Source organism: Salipiger thiooxidans (assembly GCF_900102075.1).
In the GTDB taxonomy this organism is placed as follows: domain Bacteria; phylum Pseudomonadota; class Alphaproteobacteria; order Rhodobacterales; family Rhodobacteraceae; genus Salipiger; species Salipiger thiooxidans.
On record NZ_FNAV01000007.1, the window covers coordinates 127,135 to 146,456 of the forward strand.

20 protein-coding genes are annotated in these 19,322 nt (G+C 68.7%); 6 read left to right on the forward strand and 14 right to left on the reverse strand.

Features of this window, described 5'->3' with window-relative positions:
- The first annotated feature begins 6 nt into the window (after positions 1-6).
- Positions 7-1,521 carry a malonate--CoA ligase gene (locus BLQ77_RS12095; protein WP_089959393.1) on the forward strand — a complete coding sequence of 505 codons (1,515 nt, stop codon included), beginning with the start codon at positions 7-9 and terminating at the stop codon, positions 1,519-1,521.
- Between the two features lie 72 nt (positions 1,522-1,593).
- Here BLQ77_RS12095 and BLQ77_RS12100 read toward each other — a convergent pair whose 3' ends face one another.
- Entirely contained in the window at positions 1,594-3,060 is a 1,467-nt protein-coding gene (locus BLQ77_RS12100) for a mannitol dehydrogenase family protein (protein WP_089959396.1), read from the reverse strand.
- 1 nt (position 3,061) lies between these two features.
- Positions 3,062-4,276: a mannonate dehydratase gene (uxuA, locus tag BLQ77_RS12105; protein ID WP_089959399.1), complete on the reverse strand. Its 1,215-nt coding sequence runs from the start codon at positions 4,274-4,276 to the stop codon at positions 3,062-3,064.
- A gap of 127 nt (positions 4,277-4,403) precedes the next feature.
- Here uxuA and BLQ77_RS12110 point away from each other — a divergent pair, with 127 nt between their 5' ends.
- From BLQ77_RS12110 to BLQ77_RS12130, 5 genes are all read left to right on the forward strand, one after another.
- The gene (locus tag BLQ77_RS12110; RefSeq protein WP_089959401.1) at positions 4,404-5,102 is read left to right on the forward strand and encodes a GntR family transcriptional regulator; all 699 of its coding nucleotides are present in this window, start codon (positions 4,404-4,406) and stop codon (positions 5,100-5,102) included.
- 37 nt (positions 5,103-5,139) lie between these two features.
- Positions 5,140-6,117, forward strand: a complete 978-nt coding sequence (locus tag BLQ77_RS12115) for a TRAP transporter substrate-binding protein (protein WP_008888148.1) — start codon at positions 5,140-5,142, stop codon at positions 6,115-6,117.
- A 125-nt stretch (positions 6,118-6,242) separates the two neighbouring features.
- On the forward strand, positions 6,243-6,743 hold the full coding sequence (locus BLQ77_RS12120) for a TRAP transporter small permease (RefSeq protein ID WP_089959404.1): 501 nt from the start codon (positions 6,243-6,245) through the stop codon (positions 6,741-6,743).
- 1 nt (position 6,744) lies between these two features.
- Positions 6,745-8,022 (forward strand): TRAP transporter large permease, encoded by a 1,278-nt coding sequence (locus tag BLQ77_RS12125; RefSeq protein WP_089959407.1) that lies wholly within the window; start codon positions 6,745-6,747, stop codon positions 8,020-8,022.
- Positions 8,023-8,032: 10 nt separating this feature from the next.
- Positions 8,033-9,082, forward strand: coding sequence for an L-idonate 5-dehydrogenase (locus tag BLQ77_RS12130; protein WP_089959409.1), 1,050 nt, complete (start codon positions 8,033-8,035; stop codon positions 9,080-9,082).
- Positions 9,083-9,097: 15 nt separating this feature from the next.
- On the opposite strand, the gene BLQ77_RS12135 is transcribed toward BLQ77_RS12130, so the two are convergent.
- The 12 genes from BLQ77_RS12135 to BLQ77_RS12190 all read right to left on the reverse strand — a co-directional run bounded on the left by BLQ77_RS12135 (position 9,098) and on the right by BLQ77_RS12190 (position 19,180).
- Entirely contained in the window at positions 9,098-10,048 is a 951-nt protein-coding gene (locus tag BLQ77_RS12135; protein WP_008888055.1) for a LysR substrate-binding domain-containing protein, read from the reverse strand.
- Between the two features lie 134 nt (positions 10,049-10,182).
- Positions 10,183-11,124, reverse strand: a complete 942-nt coding sequence (locus tag BLQ77_RS12140; protein ID WP_089959412.1) for a 2-hydroxyacid dehydrogenase — start codon at positions 11,122-11,124, stop codon at positions 10,183-10,185.
- Complete coding sequence (locus tag BLQ77_RS12145) at positions 11,121-11,540, reverse strand: VOC family protein (RefSeq protein WP_008888214.1); 420 nt, start codon at positions 11,538-11,540, stop codon at positions 11,121-11,123. The genes BLQ77_RS12140 and BLQ77_RS12145 overlap by 4 nt, the downstream gene beginning before the upstream one ends.
- Positions 11,541-11,577: 37 nt before the next feature.
- The gene (locus tag BLQ77_RS12150) at positions 11,578-12,324 is read right to left on the reverse strand and encodes an ABC transporter permease (protein ID WP_089959415.1); all 747 of its coding nucleotides are present in this window, start codon (positions 12,322-12,324) and stop codon (positions 11,578-11,580) included.
- A gap of 5 nt (positions 12,325-12,329) precedes the next feature.
- The gene (locus tag BLQ77_RS12155) at positions 12,330-13,124 is read right to left on the reverse strand and encodes an ABC transporter ATP-binding protein (protein ID WP_089959417.1); all 795 of its coding nucleotides are present in this window, start codon (positions 13,122-13,124) and stop codon (positions 12,330-12,332) included.
- 26 nt (positions 13,125-13,150) lie between these two features.
- Complete coding sequence (locus BLQ77_RS12160; protein WP_089959420.1) at positions 13,151-13,936, reverse strand: ABC transporter permease; 786 nt, start codon at positions 13,934-13,936, stop codon at positions 13,151-13,153.
- A 28-nt stretch (positions 13,937-13,964) separates the two neighbouring features.
- The gene (locus tag BLQ77_RS12165; protein ID WP_089959422.1) at positions 13,965-14,972 is read right to left on the reverse strand and encodes an ABC transporter substrate-binding protein; all 1,008 of its coding nucleotides are present in this window, start codon (positions 14,970-14,972) and stop codon (positions 13,965-13,967) included.
- A gap of 66 nt (positions 14,973-15,038) precedes the next feature.
- On the reverse strand, positions 15,039-15,869 hold the full coding sequence (locus BLQ77_RS12170; protein ID WP_008888032.1) for an aspartate dehydrogenase: 831 nt from the start codon (positions 15,867-15,869) through the stop codon (positions 15,039-15,041).
- A gap of 255 nt (positions 15,870-16,124) precedes the next feature.
- Positions 16,125-16,955 carry a sulfite exporter TauE/SafE family protein gene (locus BLQ77_RS12175; protein ID WP_089959425.1) on the reverse strand — a complete coding sequence of 277 codons (831 nt, stop codon included), beginning with the start codon at positions 16,953-16,955 and terminating at the stop codon, positions 16,125-16,127.
- Positions 16,952-17,965, reverse strand: a complete 1,014-nt coding sequence (locus tag BLQ77_RS12180) for an NAD(P)-dependent oxidoreductase (protein WP_278184695.1) — start codon at positions 17,963-17,965, stop codon at positions 16,952-16,954. Before BLQ77_RS12180 ends, BLQ77_RS12175 begins: the two co-directional genes overlap by 4 nt.
- Positions 17,865-18,485: an RraA family protein gene (locus BLQ77_RS12185; protein ID WP_242661701.1), complete on the reverse strand. Its 621-nt coding sequence runs from the start codon at positions 18,483-18,485 to the stop codon at positions 17,865-17,867. The genes BLQ77_RS12180 and BLQ77_RS12185 overlap by 101 nt, the downstream gene beginning before the upstream one ends.
- The gene (locus BLQ77_RS12190) at positions 18,482-19,180 is read right to left on the reverse strand and encodes a fumarylacetoacetate hydrolase family protein (protein ID WP_089959436.1); all 699 of its coding nucleotides are present in this window, start codon (positions 19,178-19,180) and stop codon (positions 18,482-18,484) included. Before BLQ77_RS12190 ends, BLQ77_RS12185 begins: the two co-directional genes overlap by 4 nt.
- Positions 19,181-19,322 lie beyond the last annotated feature (142 nt).

The window sequence follows — 19,322 nt, forward strand, 5'->3', positions numbered from 1 at the left end:
ATGACTTTGGCAAACCCGCTCTATGACCGTCTGATCGCGCCGCTCGACGGGCGCGCATCCGATTTCCTGATCCTGCCCGACGGGAGCACCCTCTCCGGGGACGCGTTCCACCGCCTTGCCGCGCAGCAGGCGGGCGCATTGGCCGAGGCGGGCCTTCGCCCCGGCGACCGGCTGGCGGTGCAGGTGGGCAAGTCGCCCGAGGCGCTGGCGCTCTATGCCGCCTGCGTGATGTCGGGCGTGGTCTTCCTGCCGCTCAACACCGGCTACAAGGCCGACGAGCTCGAGTACTTCATCTCCGACAGCGCGGCGAGCGCGGTGATCTGCGATCCCGCCGACGCCGATATCGTGCGCGGCATCGCGGGCTCGGCCCGGGTGCTGACGCTGGACGGGGCCGGGCAGGGGACCTTGTCGGACGCGGCCGCCGCCCAGCCCGAGCGCTTCGCGCCACTCGAGCGCTCGGGCGACGACCTCGCGGCGCTGCTCTACACCTCCGGCACGACCGGGCGTTCGAAGGGGGCGATGCTGAGCCAGTCGAACCTGCTCTCGAACGCGCTGACGCTGGTCGAGGAATGGCGCTTCACCGCCGATGACGTGCTGCTGCACGCGCTGCCGATCTTCCACACCCATGGCCTTTTCGTCGCCTCCAACGTGATGCTCGCCGCCGGAGGTGCGATGATCTTCCTGCCCAAATTCGACGTGGAGACGGTGCTGCGCTTCCTGCCCCGTGCGACCTCGATGATGGGGGTGCCGACCTTCTACACCCGGCTGCTCGACGATCCGCGCTTCGAGCGCGGGCTCTGCCGGGACATGCGGCTCTTCACCTCGGGCTCGGCGCCGCTGCTGGCCGAGACCCACCGCGCCTTCGAGGCCCGGACCGGGCACCGCATCCTCGAGCGCTACGGCATGACCGAGACCAACATGAACACCTCCAACCCCTATGACGGCGAGCGGCGCGCGGGCACCGTGGGTTACCCGCTGCCGGGCGTGGAGCTGAAGATCACCGACGCCGAGACCGGCGCCACCCTGCCGGACGGAGAGGCCGGGATCATCGAGGTCCGCGGGCCCAACGTGTTCCAGGGCTACTGGCAGATGCCCGAGAAGACCCGGGCCGAGCTGCGCGACGACGGGTTCTTCATCACCGGCGACATCGGGGTCATCGACCCGGACGGCTATGTCCAGATCGTCGGCCGCGCCAAGGACCTGATCATCTCGGGCGGCTACAACATTTATCCCAAGGAGGTCGAGCTGGTGCTCGACGACCAGCCCGCCGTGCTCGAAAGCGCGGTGATCGGCGTGCCCCACCCGGATTTCGGCGAAGGCGTGGTCGGGGTGCTCGTGGCAGAACCAGGCACCACGCCCGACCTGACCGCCATCCAGGCGGCGGTGGGCGAGAAGCTGGCGAAGTTCAAGCACCCCAAGCGGCTGGAGGTGGTCTCGGAACTGCCCCGGAACACCATGGGGAAGGTCCAGAAGAACATGCTGCGGGACCGCTTTGCGGAGGTGTTCAAGGGAAAGGGCTGAACGGCGCCCGGGAGGACGGTCACCTGCCGGAGCGCCGTTCCGGACGGGCCGGGTCCGGTCCGCCGTCGAAGATCACGCCCCGGACGCGCGCGCGGCCTCCCGGACGATGACGTCGGTCATCGGCTGCGACAGCATCGGTGCGAGGATCCCGGTCACCTCGGACCAGAAGGCATCGTCGCGGGCGACGGCGGGGGGGAGGATCTCGGTTCCGCGCAGGCCCGCCACGATGTCCGCCGCGTCCTGTCCCGCCGCGATGGCGTGGAGCCGGTCCGCGATGGGGTCGCGCAGGTCGTAGGGGGCGCAGTCATGCGTGCGGCCCGAGACGTGGCGCAGCCAGGCGGCGGCGGCGAAGGCGAAGGCGCGCACCGGCAGGTCGGCGCGCCGTGCGTCGGGGATGGCCGCGAAGATGCGCTGCGGCATCTTCTCGGAGCCGTCCATGGCGATCTGGAAGGTCTCGTGCGCGATGGCGGGGTTCTCGAACCGGCGCAGCAGCGCCTCGGCATAGGCGCCGGTGTCGATGCCCTCGATCGGGGGCAGCGTCGCGGCGGCGGCGGCGAGATGGCGGCGGACAAGTGTTGCGAGGGGGGCGTCGGCCATGACGTCGCGCACATAGGCGTCGCCCGCATGGAACCCGGCATAGGCCAGCATCGAATGGGTGCCGTTGAGCATCCGCAGCTTCATCGCCTCGAAGGCCGATACGTCATCGGTGAAGATCACGCCGGCGGCCTCCCAGTCCGGGCGGCCGAGCGGGAAGCTGTCTTCGACGACCCACTGGAAGAAGCGCTCGGTCTCGACCGCGGCAAGGTCGTCGCAGCCGAGGAGCGTCGCGGCCTCGGCGCGCGTGGCCCCGGTCGCGGCGGGGGTGATGCGGTCGACCATGGTCGAGGGGAAGGCGACCTCGCCGGCGATCCAGGCCGACAGCGCAGGATCGAGGCGGCGGGCGAAATCGACCACGGCGCCGCGCAGCAGCACGCCGTTTTCCGGCAGGTTGTCGCAGCAGAGCACGGTGAAGGGCGCGAAACCCGCCTCGTGGCGCCGGCGCAGCGCCTCGGTCAGCAGGCCGAGCACGCCCTGCGGCGCGCGGGGCGTGGCGAGGTCGGCCGCCACCGCCGGGTGCGACGGGTCGCAGCCCTGCGCGGCGCGGTCGAGCCCATAGGCCTTTTCGGTGACCGTGAGCGAGACGATCCGCGTCGCCTCTGACGCCATCGCGGCGAGCACCGGCTCGGGGTCGCCGGCGGAACAGACCGCATCGGCGACGGCGCCGACGACCCGGGCCGTGGTGCCCTCGGCGCCTTTCTCGATCAGCGTGTAGAGCCCGTTCTGGGGGTGCAGCTCGCCAGACGCCCTGGGCGAGCGCAGCGACACCCCGAGGATGCGCCAGTCGCCGCCCGAGGCCGCCAGCGCGAGATCGGTCAGCGCCGCCTGATGCGCCTTGTGAAAGGCGCCGAGGCCGAGATGCAGGATGCCGACCCCGTGCGCCGCCGGATCGTAGCCCGGGCGCAGACCGGCGGGCACCTGCCCGAGAGAGGTCAGCCGCATGTCAGGCCTCCGCGACGAGGGGGTGCTGGAAGGCGTGGTAGAGGCCGCGCAGCTCGGCCAGCCCCTTGAGGCGCCCGATGGCCGGGTAGCCGGGCTGGGCCTCGCGGCCGATGTCGTCGAGGATGTCCTGCCCGTGATCGGGGCGGAACGGGATCGACCAGTCGGCGCGGCCCTCGGCCTTGCGGCGGGCTTCCTCGGCGACGATGGCGCGCACCATGGCGACCATGTCGGTGTGACCGCTCAGGTGCTCGTCCTCGTAGAACGAGTTCATCACCGCATCGCCCTCGATGGCGACGTTGCGCAGGTGCAGGAAGTGTACCCGGTCGGCCAGCGCCCGGAAGATCGCGACGGTGTCGTTGTCGGGCCGTGCGCCGAGCGAGCCGGTGCAGAGCGTGACGCCGTTGGCGGGCGTGTCCACCGCGTCGAGGATCTTGCGGTAATGCGCCTCGGAGGACATGATCCGCGGCAGTCCGAGCAGCGGGAAGGGCGGGTCGTCCGGGTGGCAGCAGAGCCGCACGCCGAGCTCTTTGGCCAGCGGGGCGACCTCGGCGAGGAAGTCGATCATGTGCCCCTGCAGGCGTTCTTCCGAGATGCTGTCGTACTCGGCGAGATGCGCGCGCACGTCCTCGAGGGTGAATGTCTCGGCGGCCCCGGGCAGGCCGAAGACGACGTTGCCGGCGAGCTGCTCGCGGCGGGCGTCGTCCATCGCGGCGAAGCGCTCGGCCGCGGCAGAGACCACGTCATCGGGGAACTGCCCGGCGGCACCGGCGCGCTGCAGGATGTGGATGTCGAAGGCGGCGAAGTCGATCAGGTCGAAGCGCATGCAGCGCGCGCCGTTGGGCCGTTCCCAGGCGAGATCGGTGCGGGTCCAGTCGAGCACCGGCATGAAGTTGTAGCAGATCACCTCGATCCCGGCCTCGGAGAGGTGGCGCATCGAGATCTTCCAGTTCTCGATGTGGGTCTTCCAGTCGCCCTTCTGCTTCTTGATGTCCTCGGAGACCGGCAGCGATTCGACCACATCCCAGCTCAGGGTGGAGGGCCGGCCGTCCTTGCGGGTGCCGATCTCGCGCTGGCGTTGCGCGATCTCGTCGGGGGTCCAGACCACGCCCGTAGGCACATGGTGCAGCGCGGAAACCACGCCTTCGACGCCTGCCTGCATCATGTCGTCGATGCTCACACGGTCCCGCGGACCGAACCAACGCCAAGTCTGACGCATCGCTAATTCCTCCCTCGGAAGTCATGGCCGGAGCTCGGCCCGCCTTGCTGCCAATCCATAGCAGATCAGAATTCTGTTGACTAGTATGGTAGTATGCAGCACGGTGCGGTGGCAAGGGAGGACTGCAATGGGTATCGAGTCGCTCGACATCGGAAATCTGGACCTGTCGGCACCGGTCGGGCCGCAGCTCACCGCTGCCCTGCGCCAGTCCATCATCCGCAACCAGCTCAAGCCCGGCGTGCGTCTCTCCGAGGCCGAGATCGGCGCCCGTTTCGGCATCTCGCGTCAGCCCGTGCGCGAGGCCTTCATCAAGCTTGCCGAAGAGGGCCTGCTCGAGATCCGCCCGCAGCGCGGGTCGTTCGTGCGCAAGATTTCCCTCGAGGCGGTGATGGATGCGCGCTTCGTCCGCGAGGCGGTCGAGGCGGATATCGTCAAGGCCTGCGCCGCCGATCCCGCCCCCGGGCTGGTCGAGGAGCTGCGCGACCAGATCCAGGCGCAGCAGCGGCTCGTCGACGACCGCCCGGCGGCCTTCGTGCCGCTCGACGACATGTTCCACCGCACGCTGGCGCAGGCCGCCGGCCGGCCCAATGCCTGGGCGGTGATCGAGGGCATGAAGACACAGATGGACCGGGTCCGGCAGATGACGTCGATCAACTTCCCGCTGGCCCATCTCATCACGCAGCACAACGCGGTGGTCGACGCCATCGAGGCGCATGACCCGCAGGCTGCGGAACAGGCGATGCGCGGGCACCTGCAGATGATCCTGCAGGACCTGCCCGCGATCCGTGAAGACTTTCCCGACTATTTCGACCCCTCAGGGGAATAGTCGCGAAAACTCCAAGGCGAATGAAAGGGAGGAAACCATGTTCGTCACCAAGTCTCTCAAGACCCTCATGCTCACCGGGATCGCGACCGTCGCGCTGACCGCGTCGGCGATGGCCGCCGACATGACCCTCAAGCTCGGTCACCCGGCCAACGAGGACAACATCTGGCACAAGGCCTCGATGAAATTCGCCGAGGAGGTCGCCGCCCTGACCGACGGCCGGATCGAGGTTGAGGTCTATCCGAACGAGACGCTCGGCAAGGAGATGGACGTCATCAACGGCATGCAGCTCGGCACCGCGGACATGACCATCACCGGCGAGTCGCTGCAGAACTACGCGCCCATGGCGGCGCTGCTGGCGATCCCCTACGGCTACAAGACGCTCGAGGACATGGACGCGGTGGCCGGCGGCGAGCTTGGCGACAAGATCGAGCAGCAGATCATCGAGAAGGTCGGCATCCGCCCGATCGCCTATTTCGCCCGCGGCCCGCGCAACCTGACCTCGAACCGGCCGATCACCTCGCCCGACGACCTGAACGGGCTGAAGATGCGCGTGCCCAACGTGCCGCTGTTCCTCAACGTCTGGAAGGCGCTTGGCGCGAACCCGACGCCGATGGCCTTCTCCGAGGTCTTCACCTCGCTGCAGAACGGCACCATCGAGGCGCAGGAGAACCCGCTGGCGCTGATCAAGTCGGCCAACTTCAACGAGGTGCAGGACTACGTGAACCTGACCCAGCACGTGCGGTCGTGGATCTACCTGACGCTGTCGGACATGGCGTGGCAGCAGATGTCGGAAGAGGATCAGGCCGCGGTGATGGAAGCCGCCTCGCGGACACAGGCCTGGGAGCGTGAGCAGTTCCTCGCGGACGAGGAGCAGCTCCAGACGCAGCTCGAGGAGCTTGGCATGGAGTTCGTCGAGGTCGACAGCGCGGCCTTCGCCGCCGCCGCCAGGGAAGCGGTGCTGAGCTCGGTCGCCGAAGAGATCCGTCCCGACGTGGAGCAGCTCTTCGCCGAGTGACCGGCCGGGGATCCGTTCCCGATCTTCCGGCGGGCCCGCACCCTGTTGCAGGGCCCGCCTCCCCTCCGGTCCGGTGCTGCGCGCCGCGGCCACAGATCCCTCTCCCCCTCCCGACGAGGACGACCATGGAAAAGTTCACCGCGGTCCTGACCGTCATCGCCCGAGCCGCGACCGGCGTCTCCTTCATGGTCATCATCGTGGCCGTGGTGGTGCAGCTTCTGGGCCGTTCGGGCGTTATCAGCTCGGTCGTCTGGACCGAGGAGCTGACCCGCTTCGCGCTGCTCTACCTCGCCGCCTTCGGGGTCGGCCTGAGCTACCGCTCGGGCAACCTCGTCAACGTCGACATCGTCTGCGAGGCGCTGCCCGGGAAGCTGGCATGGCTGCTGCGGCTGCTCTGCGCCGTCATCACCTGCGCCTTCGGCCTCGTGCTGGTCAACGCGACCTGGCTCTACGTTTCGATCGGCGCGCGCCAGACCGCGCCCTCGCTGGGCGTGCGGATGGACTGGATCCACGCATCGGTGCTGGTGGCGCTGCTGTCGCTGAGCCTCTTTGCCGCGCTGCGCCTGGTCGGAATGCTCACCGGAACGACCGACGGCAAACCCGACCGTCTCGAAGAGGACGCCTGACATGGAACTCGCCATCCTTCTGACCTGCTTCCTCGCGGGTCTCGTCATCGGCCTGCCGGTCGCGGTGACGCTGGGCGTCTCGTCGCTCGCCTACCTGTCGTTCAAGGGCATGCCGCTCGTGGTGATTCCGCAGAAGATGTACGCCGGCATGGACACCTTCGTGCTGCTCTGCATCCCGGGCTTCATCCTTGCCGGCAACCTGATGAACGCCGGCGGCATCACCGGGCGCATCGTCCGCCTGGCGCAGGCCATGGTCGGCTGGATGCGCGGCGGGCTGGGCCTGACCAACGTCGCCGCCTCGATGCTGTTCGGCGGCATCTCGGGCACCGCCGCCGCCGACGCCGCCTCGATCGGGGGCATGATGATCCCCGGCATGAAGAAGGCCGGCTACCCGGCGGATTTCTCCGCCGCGATCACCGCTGCCTCCTCGACCGTGGGGCCGATCATCCCGCCCTCGGTGCCGATGATCATCGTGGGCACGCTGTCGGGCATCTCGGTCGGCAAGATGTTCATCGCCGGCGCGCTGCCGGGCATCCTGATGGGGGTGGCGATGATGATCACCGCCTGGATCATCGCCCGCCGCCGCAACTTCCCGCGCCAGCCGTGGCAGGGCTTCGGAGAACTCGGAAAGGCCTTCCTCGGCGCGTTCTGGGCCGTCGCCATGACCGCCTTCATCGTCGGCGGCCTGCTGATCGGCTTCGCCACCCCCACCGAGACCGCCGTGGTCGCCTCGATCTACGCCTTCGTCGTCGGCGCCTTCGTCTACCGCGGGCTCGAGCTGCGCGACGTGCCGCGCATCGTCATCGACAGCGCCGTTTCCGCCGCGGCCATCCTCGTGCTGGTGGGCCTCGCCAACGTGTTCGGCTGGATCCTCGTCTCCGAGCGCATCCCGCAGATGATCGCGGATTCGGTGCTCAGCGTCACCGACAACAAGTTCCTCGTCATCCTGCTGATCAACCTCGTGCTGCTCTTCGTCGGCATGTTCATGGAGACCATCGCCGCGCTGATCATCCTCTTCGGCCCGCTGCTGGCGCTGGCCACCGGGGTCGGGGTCGATCCGCTGCACTTCGCGGTCTTCGCGGTGCTCAACCTGATGATCGGCCTGACCACGCCGCCGGTCGGCGTCTGCCTGTTCATCTGCGCCGACATCGGCCGGGTGTCGCTGTGGCAGGTGACCCGCGCCATCGGGCCGTTCATCCTGACCAACATCATCGTGCTGCTGCTGGTGTCCTACATCCCGTTCTTCAGCACCTGGCTTCCATCGCTTCTCAGCAACTAGGACGGTTCCCATGACGATCCGCATCGCTCGCCTGCACGGCCGGAAGGACCTGCGCGTCGAAACCCTCGAAGACCCGACCGCCGGCCCCGGCGAGGTCATCGTCGCGATCGGCGCCGGAGGGATCTGCGGCTCCGACATCCACTACTACACCGATGGCGGCATCGGTACGATCCGGGTGCGCGAGCCGATCATCATCGGCCACGAGGCCGCCGGCACGGTGGTCAGGCTGGGCGAGGGCGTCGAGGGGCTTTCGGTGGGCGACCGGGTGGCGGTGAACCCGTCGCATCCCTGCGGCGCCTGCCGGTTCTGTCGCGAGGGCGCGCACCAGCACTGCATGAACATGCGCTTCAAGGGCTCGGCGATGTTCCTGCCGCACGAGCAGGGCTTCTTCCGCGACCGGATCGCCATCGGCGCCGCGCAGTGTCACCCGATCGCCGAGGGCGTGCCCATGGCCGAGGCGGCGCTGGCCGAGCCGCTGGCCGTCTGCTGCCGCGCCGTGACCCGGGCGATGCAGATCGCGGGCCCGCTCGAGGGCAAGCGCGTGCTGGTGACCGGCGCGGGCCCCATCGGCGCGCTCTGCGTGGCGCTGGCGAAGCATTTCGGCGCTGCCGAGATCGTGGTGACCGACCTGCAGGACGCGACGCTGGAGGTGGCGAAGGCAGCGGGCGCAACCCGTGCCATCAACGTCGCCACCGACGGCGGGGCGCTGACCGGGTACGAGGCCGACAAGGGGCAGTTCGACCTGTGCTTCGAATGCTCCGCCGCGGGCCCCGCGATCCGCTCGGCCATCGCCTGCACCCGCCCGCTGGGCACCATCGTGCAGGTGGGCGTGATGGGCGATACGCCGGTGCCGTTCAACATGCTGGTGGCCAAGGAGCTGAACCTCGTCGGCACCCACCGCTTCGATGCCGAGTTCGGGCAGGCCGTCGAGCTCATCAACAGCCGCACCCTCACCCTCGCACCGATCGTCACCCACAGCCTGCCGGTCGATCAGGTGCAGGCGGCGATGGATCTGGCGCTCGACCGGGGCAAGGCGGTGAAGGTGCAGGTGGTGTTCTGAAGGCGGCGCTGGCCGTCAGGGGCGGGCGGTGGCGTAGAGCTTCGCCTGACCGCTGATCCAGGTCCGGAAGGCCTTGATGACGGGAAGCTGCCACTGGTGTTCGCGACACAGCAGGTAGTAGGCCCCGGCGCTTGGCACCGGGTCGCCCTGAAGCGTGACGAGGCGGCCGGAGGCGAGGTCGTCCTCGACCAGGACCTTGGGCACGACGGCGATCCCGTCGCCACGGCGGGCGGCCTCGATCACCATGAAGTAATGGCCGAACCGCGGGCCCTCGTTGGCGACCTCGTGCGGGATGCCCGTGGCGCCGAGATAGTCCGCCCAGGCATTGGCGCGGGTGGCCATGTGCAGGAGCCGGCGCGTCAGCAGATCGGCGGGAGAATTCACCCCGCGCATCACCCTGGCGGTGCCGACGGGCACGAGTTCGTCCGCCATGAGACGGTGGGCGCGCCAGCCCTCCTGCCGCTCGGTCATCTTCAGGTCGATGCGCGCCGAATTCGCCGGGGCGTCGCCATCGCCGAGGGTGCCGACGCGGATCGCGAGGTCGGTATCCTCGCGCGAGAAATCCACGGCGCCGATGCCGGTCAGAAGGTGGACCTCGATTGCGGGGTTGGTCTGGGAGAAATCCTCGAGCCGGGGCATCAGCCAGTTCATCGCGAAGGTCGGCAGGGCGCTGATCGTCAGCACGCCGCCGGCGGTCCGGCGGTCGACCCGCCCGACGCTCTGCTCGAGCTGGTCCAGCGCGCTGCGCACCCCGCGGAACAGCACGTGCCCCTCGTGGGTGAGGTCGATGCGGCGCACGCTGCGGACGAAGAGCGCAACGCCGATCTCGGCTTCCAGCGCCCGCACGTGGCGCGAGATCGCGCCTTGCGTGACATTGAGTTCGGCGGCGGCTGCGGTGAAGCTCAGGGTGCGCGCAGAGGCTTCGAATGCCCTCAGGGCATTGAGGGAAGGAAGTCTGCGCCGCATCGGAAAGCCCCTGTCCACCGTTGGTTGGCGAACGCTACGGAGCGGCGGCGGAGAGCTCAAGGCGCGGGCGCGAAGTGCGTCGCGACGGGGGACGCGACGCTGAAGAAAGCGTCAGTGCGGTCCGGAGGGGACGCTCAGTAGCCGCGCGCGCCGTCGACGGCCTCGGGCAGGGTGCCGTCCCGGAAGTAGGCCGCGAGGTTGGCGGCGACGATGGCGCTGGCGGTGTCGCGGTTGGTGGGGGCGGCCACGTGGGGCAGCACGGTGACCGACGGGTGCGACCAAAGCGGATCGCCCTGCGGCAGGGGTTCGGTGTCGAAGACGTCGAGCACGGCGTGCGACAGCGCGCCTCGACCGAGTGCGTCTAGCAGGGCGGCGGTGTCGACGATGGGACCGCGTGCGACGTTGACGAGCGCGGCGCCGGGCTTGCAGTGCGCCAGCATCGGCGCATCCAGAAGGCCGCGCGTCGCGTCGGTCAGCGGCAGCAGCACGGTGACGATGTCGGCGCGGGCAAGCACCCCGGGCAGAGTCCCGGTGCCGCCGAAGGTCTCGACGCCGGCCACGGTCTTGCGGGTTCGCGACCAGCCCAGCACCTCGAATCCGACAGCCCGGAGCGCACGTGCCGCATGCTGTCCGAGATGCCCCATCCCGAGCACCGCCACGCAGCGCCGGGACGCTGCGACCTGCTCGAGCTGGCGCCACGTCTCCGCCCGCTGCTGGGCAAGATACTCGGGGATGCGGCGGTGGAGGTACAGCACGTGACCCAGCACGCCTTCGGACATGACCTGCGCGAGGTCGGGATCGACCAGCCGGACGATGCGGATCTGCGGGTCCAGCGTGCCGACCAGCCGCTCGACCCCAGCCCAGACGCTGTGCACCCACTCGAGCGCGGGAAACGCGGCAAGCGCGGCGGGCTCGGGGTTGGCGACGACGGCAACCCTCACGGCGGCGCGCTCGGCGGCATCAAGCTCCTCCGGCGCGCAGATCCGGTGTCCGGGCAGGGCGGCGCCGAGCGCCCGTCGCCAGTCGGCGGCGGGCTCGGCCGCAAGCGAGGTCACGAAGGGGACGGGCGTGCTCATGCTGCCCAGACGGCCTCTTCGCTGGCAAAGCCCTTGAGCTCGATGGGGTTGCCGGCGGGGTCGCGGAAGAACATCGTCCATTGCTCCCCCGGCTGGCCCTCGAAACGGACCGAGGGCGGGATGATGAATTCCGTCCCGGCCTCGGTCAGCCGTTCCGAAAGCTCGCGCCAGAGCGGCAGCGGAAGCACGGCGCCGAGATGCGGCATCGGCACCATGTGATCGCCGACCTTGCCGGTGGCGGCGTTCGCGAAGGGCGTGCCCCGGTGCAGCGAGACCTGGTGGCCGAAGAAGTCGTAGTCGATCCACGTCTCGGTGCTGCGGCCGCGCCTGCACCCCAGCGTCTCTTCGTAGAACTGCGCGGCGGCGTCGAGATCGTCGACATGATAGGCAAGGTGGAACAGGGGCTTGAAGGTCATGCGGGGCCTCTTTGGGTGAGTACGGGCAGGGCGGAGCCTACCATTTGACGAAACGGCGCTGCGCCAGTCGCATCAGCTGTTCCGCGATCAGCAGCACGAAGATGAACAGCATCAGCCACGCGAGCAGCAGCTGGATGTTGTAGATGTCATAGCCGGTCTTGACCTGCCAGCCGATGCCGTTCGGGAAGCCGAAGATCTCGGACAGGAAGGCGACCTTCCAGGCAAGGGTGAAGGCGACCCGGCCCGCCGCCAGCAGCGGCGGCATGAGGAAGGGCAGGTACATCCCGGTCACCCGTTCGCGCAGGCCGATCTTGAAGGAGTCTGCCATCTCGGTCAGCTCGTCCTCGAAATCGCCCATGGCGTCGCGGATGTAGGTGCCGACCACCGGCATCACCACGAGCCCGACCAGCACGATCACCGTGAGGTTGGTCCGCCCCAGCGAGATCAGGAACAGGAAGATCAGGATCAGCGTGGGTGTGAAGATCGAGATCTGCAGCAGCCACAGCGTCAGCTCGCGGAAGGTGCGCGACAGCGCCGCCGCGATGCCGTAGCCGGTGCCGAGCACCATGCCGAGGGCAAAGCCCGCGAGGGTGCGCCCCAGCGTCTCGCCAAGCGGGGCGAAGGCCTGTCCGCTGACGATGAGCTCTCCCAGCGTGGCGAAGACCAGCCACGGTGCGGGCAGCGCCCGCATGTCGACGATGATGGCGGCGGCGGCCCAGAGCGCGAGGAGGACCACGATGGAGGCGATCTGCGCCAATGCGGCGGAGGTGTCGAAGCGGACCATCTGCTTCAGAACCCGATGCCGGCGCGTTCGGCGAAGGCGTGGCGGAGTTCCTTTTCGACAGCGATCACCTCGTCGCTGTCCATCCGGCGCGGCCACGGCAGGTCGACCTTGCGGCGCAGGCAGATCTTGGACGGCGCCGGGGTCAGCATGATGATGTCGGTGGCAAGCTGCGCCGCCTCCGAGATGTCATGCGTGACGAAGACGATGGTCCGGCGCTCTTCCTCGGAGGTCCAGAGGTTGGTGAGGATCCGGCGCATCTCGGCGGCGGTGATCTCGTCGAGGTGGCTGAAGGGCTCGTCCATCAGCAGGATCTGCGGCTCGTTCACCCAGGCCCGCACGATGGAGGCGCGCTGGCGCATCCCGCCCGAAACCTGATGCGGGTAGAGGTGCTGCGCATCGCCAAGTCCCACGGCGCGGAAGTACTTGTCGATGAGGTCGCGCCACTTTTCCCGGGGCTGGACACCCAGACCGCGCAGGCCGAACTCGGCGTTCTCGGCCAGCGTCTTCCAGCGCAGCAGCCGCGGGCCCTGGAACACGTAGGCCATCTGCCGCGACAGGTCCGGCTCGGAGCGCAGGTCGGTGCCGTCGATGACGATGCCCCTGGCGGTGTTGGGCTTGAGCAGACCGTTGATGATGTTGAGCAGGGTGGACTTGCCGCAGCCGGAGGGGCCGAGCAGGACGGTGAAGCTGCCCTTCTCGATCTGCAGCGAGAAGTCCTCGTAGATCACCTTGCGCCCGTCGGGGCGGCTGGCGTCGGGGAAGGACAGGTCGATGTTGTCGAGGGATACCTTGGGGATCATTCAGCGATACCTTGCGTTGCGCGGGCTCATCGGGAGAGCTCGCTTTCCTGTCGGATCCGGCGCTGGAGCGGGCCGAAGACCAGCAGGTCGACCGCCATGCCGACGGCGGTGAGCAGGATGCCCCACGCCACGATGGGGGCCATGAACAGAGTGTCCGACCAGTAGGCCACGAGGATCCCGACGCCGTTCGGCAGGCCGATCACCTCGGCGATCAGCACGATGCGGATGCCATAGGCGAACGAGACGCGGGCGTTGGCCACCATGTAGGAGGCGATGGAGGGCAGGTAGAACCCGGTCAGGCGCTGCCAGCCCCGGACGTGGTAGCTGTCGCACATCTCGAGCAGGTCCTTCGAGATCGCCCGCACGCCCTCGGCGGTGCCGAGGAAGACCGGCGCGGTGAGCAGCAGCACGAGCGCCGAGACCGGCACGATGTTCTCGATGCCGAAGAGCACCAGCAGGATGAAGACCCAGACCACCGAGGGAACGGACATGGCGATCCACACCGGGTTGGCCATGAAGTCGAAGACCAGCCGCCTGCGCCCGGCCAGCACGCCGAGCAGCGTGCCGATGACGAAGGCGATGGACCAGGCGGTCAGAAGCCGCAGGAGGGTGGCACCGGCATGGGCATAGGTCGGGCCGAGCGGGCCGTCGTTCGACAGGATGCGCAGCAGTTCGGCCAGCACGTCCTGGGGTGGCGGGAACAGCCGGGGCTGGACGAGCACGAAGGTCGTGATCGTCCACCACAGACCGATGCCCACCACGACGGGCGCGGCATTGAGCATCAGTCTCCGGGAACGCGTGAGGTCGGTCATGTCGCGTGCCCGCTTGGTCCGGCCCGCCTCACTCGGACGCCGTCAGCGTGCCGGGCGCGAGGAAGGCGGCGTCCTGCTCGGGCAGTTCCTCGACGAACTGGCCGTCGGCGAGCAGGGTCATGATCGCACCGATCCACTCCTGCGTGTAGTCCTCTGAGCTGAGGTACCACTTGCCTTCCTCGATCAGGCTCAGCACCGAGTCCACGGTCTCGGGACCGGCGAGCCAGCCCGCGTCCTGTGCAAGCTGCTCGTACTCGCCGCCCGACGCGAAGGCCGAGGGGTTGGCCTCGATCCAGGCCGTGGCCTCGTCGAGACCGGCGACGACGGCGGCGGCGGTCTCGGGGTTCTCGTCGAGCCAGGTGCCGGTTGCCACGGCGCCATTGATCACCAGCGGCTGGCCGGTCGCGGCTTCCATGGCCTCGGTGAACGAGAACACCGTCCTGAACTCGGGAAGGGCGCGGGCGGCCGCCGACGATCCCGAGAACAGCAGTGCCGCATCGACGCGGCCCTGTTCGACCAGCGCCAGAAGCGCGCCGGAGGAGGCGGTCACCACGTCGAAATACTCGGTCGGGTCCTCGATGTCGTAGAAGGCGCGGGTAAAGGCGCGGAAGCTGGCCCAGGTGCCGGTGCCAAAGCCCGGGATGCCGAGCTGCTTGCCCTCGAGGCTCAGCACGTCGGGATATTGGTCCGCCTCCTCGGCGCGCACCACGATGCCGTTGTACATGTTCTGCGCACCGGCGGTCGAGAAGTAGCGGAAGTCCGAGCCCTCGGTGACGAACTGCACGGTCTCGATCGGCGACATCCAGGCAATGTCGGTGTCGCCGGCGACCAGAAGCGCCTGCACCTGGTCATAGCCCACCTTCGAGACCTCGACCTCGAGCGCGCCGAAAAAGCCGCGGTCGGCGGCGACGAAGGCGGGGATGGCGCTTGCCTCGACGGTCATCGAGACGGATTGCGCTGCCAGCGGCGATGCGCCGAGGGCAAGGAGCCCGGCAAGGGCGGTGGTTCCGGGGAAGAGGGGGGAGAAATGGGTCATGGTCTGGGGGTCCCTGTTGGTCTCAAGTCTTTGCTTGTTGTCCCTGATCGTGTTGCCCGCCGGGCGTCAGGTGCCCATGCGCAGCGGGGCGGTCATCTTGCGCAGCGTGGCGATCACCGACAGCGCGGTGATGCGGCCGGTCTTGGGGTTTTCGCTGGGCACGTTCTCGATCGACATGGAGAAGCTGGCGCTGTCGGCCACCACCTCGATGGCGTGGGTATTGCGGGTGAGGGCCGGATCGGCCCAGATCTCGATGGTGGTGCGGTCCGGGCCGATGCCCGAAAGCGCCAGCGCGGCGCCGACGTTGAGGTTTGCGGGAAAGCCCCGCGCGGCCTCGCGGGCGCTGCCGCTGAAAACACGGATCGGCGCGGTGGCGCTGGCGATGTCGATGCCGTGCTCGTCGAGGTAGGGCGCGCCCAGCAATCCGGTGACGGGCTTGCGGGTGATCATCCGGACCGACTCGATGCTGCCCTCGGCCGCGGCGGTGACCGCATCGAGCGCCAGCAGCGCGCCGGAGGGGGCGATGATCTGCCCGCCGTTCTCGGCCGCGAGCTTCACGAGATGCTCGGAGCTCAGGATGGCCCCGACCGACAGCACCACCGCTTTCTTGCCGGCGCGAACGAAGGGACCGACGATCTCGGGGAAGAGCGCGGCGGGCGCGCATTCGACCACGAGATCGGCATAGGGCTCGAGTTCTCCGACAGCGACCACCGGGACGTCCGGTGCGATTTCTGCAAGGCGCTCCCGCGCGGCGTCACGGTCGCGGGCCGACACGGCCCCGATTTCGAAGCCGGGAAGGCGGCCCGACTGGACCGCGGCGACGACGCCGAATCCAATGGCGCCGAGCCCCGCGACGGCGAGGCGGATCGGCTTGGGGGTGGGGATGTCTTGCGGCACGATCCGCGGCTCCTTCCGGTCTGCGAGGTCCAGCCCCGACCCGTCTCCGGCGGGCCGGGCGGTCGGGTGTCGAAGGGAGCGTAGAAAGGGGGAGGAAAGCCGACAAACGACAAAAACGCCGCCATGCGTGAGCTTAGCTCATGCGGAGGCGATGGGCGGTGGGCGTGTTCCTGAAGCGCGTTGTGCGGGGGGTCATCTTCCCCAAGGGTCACCGGACGAGGGCGCGTTCGTTCCGCATGAGCGGTCGATTGCGCCTCAGAACAACGCGATCACGAAGCGGATCGCGACGATGGCCAGGAACAGCCCGAACAGGCGGGTGAGCGTCTCGCGCGAGAGGGCGTGGGCCAGCCGTGCGCCGCGTCGTGTCGTCAGGAGCGCGGTCGGCAGCGTGAGCACCAGCGCCGCCAGCGAGACGAAGCCCACGGCGTCGGGCGGCAGGTCGGGCTTGCCCCAGCCCGCGATGACGTAGCCGATGGCGCCGGGGATCGCGATCAGAAGGCCGACGCCGGCAGAGGTCGCGACGGCGCGGTGCATGGTCCAGCCGTGCAGCGTCAGGATCAGGTTGGAGATCGCCCCGCCTCCGATGCCCATCAGCGCCGAGAGCAGCCCGACGATGGCGCCGTAGAGGCCTCGGAGGGGCTCGCCCGGCAGGCCGTCTCGGATCAGCCACGGCTTCTTGACGAAGAGCATCTTGAAGGCGTTGAAGCCCGCGACCGCCGCGAAGACGATCTGGAACACCTCAGCCGGGGCGTATCGGGCAACGGCGCTGCCGATCAGCACGCCGGCGGTGACGGGCAGCGCCCAGGCCCGGAGGTGCGGCATGTCCAGCGCCCCTTTCTCGGCGTGGGTCCTCGCCGAGAGGATCGAGGTCGGTATGATCATCGCGAGCGACGTCCCCACCGCGAGCGGCATGGCGATGTCGGCGGGGGCGTCCATGAAGAGGAAGGTCTCGTAGAACACCGGCACGCTGATCGCGCCGCCGCCGACGCCGAAGAGGCCGGCAAGAAGCCCGATCAGCGCTCCGGCGACGATCAGCCCGAGGCACAGGAGCGTCAGGGTTCCGGGATCTGCGAGGAGGGCGTTCAACCTTCGTGCCCCGAGAGCAGGAAGCGCGTCAGGCTGGAGCCGTCCATGCCGCCCAGCCCCGCTGCGATCGCCGCGTCGTAGAGCGCCACCGTGGCCTCCGAGAGCGGCATCCCTGCCGGGCCCTCCGCGTGCGGGGCCCACGCGAGCGCAAGCCCGAGGTCCTTGCGCAGGCCGTTCAGGTCGAAGGTGCCGGGCTGGTCGGCGCCCTGCAGCGTGGTCTTGACGACCTCCAGGCGGTTCTTCAGCACGGCCGGTCCCGCGGAGCTGTCCGCCATGAGATCCGCCGCGCGCGCCGCATCGACGCCGCTGCCCTGCAGGAGCGCGAGCGCCTCGGCCATGCCCGCCCAGTAGAGCGCCAGCGGCAGGTTCACCGCGAGCTTCATCGCCGAGCCCGCGCCGACCGGGCCCAGGTGATCGACCCGTTTGCACAGGCTCTCCAGAACGGGCTTGCCGCGTGCCCAGGCGGCGTCGGAGCCTCCGGCCATGCCGAGCAGCGCCCCTTTCAGGGCCGGGCCGACGGTGCCGCCCACGGGGCATTCGAGGTAGAGCGCCCCCGCCTCTTCCGCCGCCCCGGCGCAGCGCCGCTGGTCGTCGGGCGTGAGGGTGCTCATCTCGATCCAGAGCTTGCCGTCGAGGCCGCGGCGGATGGCCTCGTCGAGGGCGGCAGAGACCGCGGTGGCGTCGGTCAGCGACGAGATCAGCGTCCCGCAGTCCGCGACGAGATCCGCGAGAGATGCGGCGTTCTGCGCTCCGGCGGCCTCGGCGTCTGCGGTCCTCCCGGGGCTTCGGTTCCAGACGCTCACGTCATGGCCGGTCTCGATCAGTCTCTTGGCGATGGCCGTGCCCATCCGCCCGGTTCCGATGATGCCAACTCGGGCTGTCATTGGTCTTCCTCCCTGTTGTCCTGACTCAGGCAAATCCGAAGATCTGGCAAGTCGTCTCTCCCTGGCGCAGGCGGTCCATGACCTCGGCCTCCCTGACGGCGCGCCGCTCCCCCTTGGCGAGGGCATCGCCGACGGTCCCGGGGTCGAGGATGACGATGGCATCGCGGTCCGCGATCACGAGGTCACCGGTCCGGATCTCGACCTCGCCGATGGTGCAGGCGGTGCCGATCTCGCCGCGACAGGACTTCGTCGTGCCGGGGATGGCCGTGCCCCGGCAGAAGACCGGGAAGCGGCTCTCGACGATCTGGGCGCTGTCCCGGACGCAGCCGTCGATGACGAGACCCGTGATCCCGGCCGCCCGGGCGGCGGTTGCCATGATTTCGCCGAACGGGCCGGTGGTCAGGTCGCCGCCGTAGCCGACGACGAGAATGTCCCCGGGTCGGGCCTGGGCCAGTGAGAGATGGAGCGCGAGATTGTCGCCCGGGGTGCAGCGCACCGTGAGCGCTGCGCCCGCCACGCACTCCTGCGCCGGGTCGAGGGCGCGCAGATCCCCCGGGACGATGCGCACCGCTGCCACCTCGCCAAGCGTGGCGGTGCCGAGCCCGGCCAGAGCAGACATCGCCGTCTGGCCGGGCCGGGGTGTCATGCGGCGCGGGCGCCGATGGTGACCTTGAGCGGCTCGAGCCCGTCACAGGTGACCTCGAGCGTGTCGCCGCTCTTGACCGCGCCGACCCCGGCCGGGGTTCCGGTCATGATGATGTCGCCGGCCTTCAGCTCGTACTGCTCGGAGATCTTCGAGATGATCTCCTTGGTCTTCCAGATCATCAGGTCGACGTTGGCTTCCTGCTTTGTCTCGCCGTTGACGATGGTCTTCAGGACGTGGTGGTCGATATGACCGGTGTCCTCGACACTGCTGATCGGGCCGATCGGGCAGGACTTGTCGAAGGCCTTGGTGATCTCCCACGGCATGCCCTTTTCCATGACGCCGACCTGATGGTCCCGCCGGGTCATGTCGAGACCGACGCCATAGCCGAAGATGTGGGAATAGGCCTCGTCCTCGGGGATGTTGTAGCCGCCGGATTTCAGCGCGACGACGAGTTCGCCTTCGTAGTGGAAGTTCTCGGTGAAGACCGGATAGGGGATCTCGCCCCCGCCCGGGACCACCGCGTCCACGGGCTTCATGAAGATCACCGGGGGGTCACGCTCGTCGGCATTCATCTCTTGGATGTGCGCGACGTAGTTCTTGCCGATGCAGTAGATCCGCCGGACCGGAAAACTCTGTTTGGAACTAACGATTTCGAGTTCGGGCCTCTCGGGCGCCGCCACGGCGAGTTCGGACATGTCTACCTCCCTGGTGATGTCGCCTTCACGCTAATATATTTTTTATGAACCGGCTATATCGAAGATAATTTACTTAAAACAACAGATTGGTCCAAATACTGGCGGATTGCAGTTCATACAAAATATATAAAACTACCAAAAA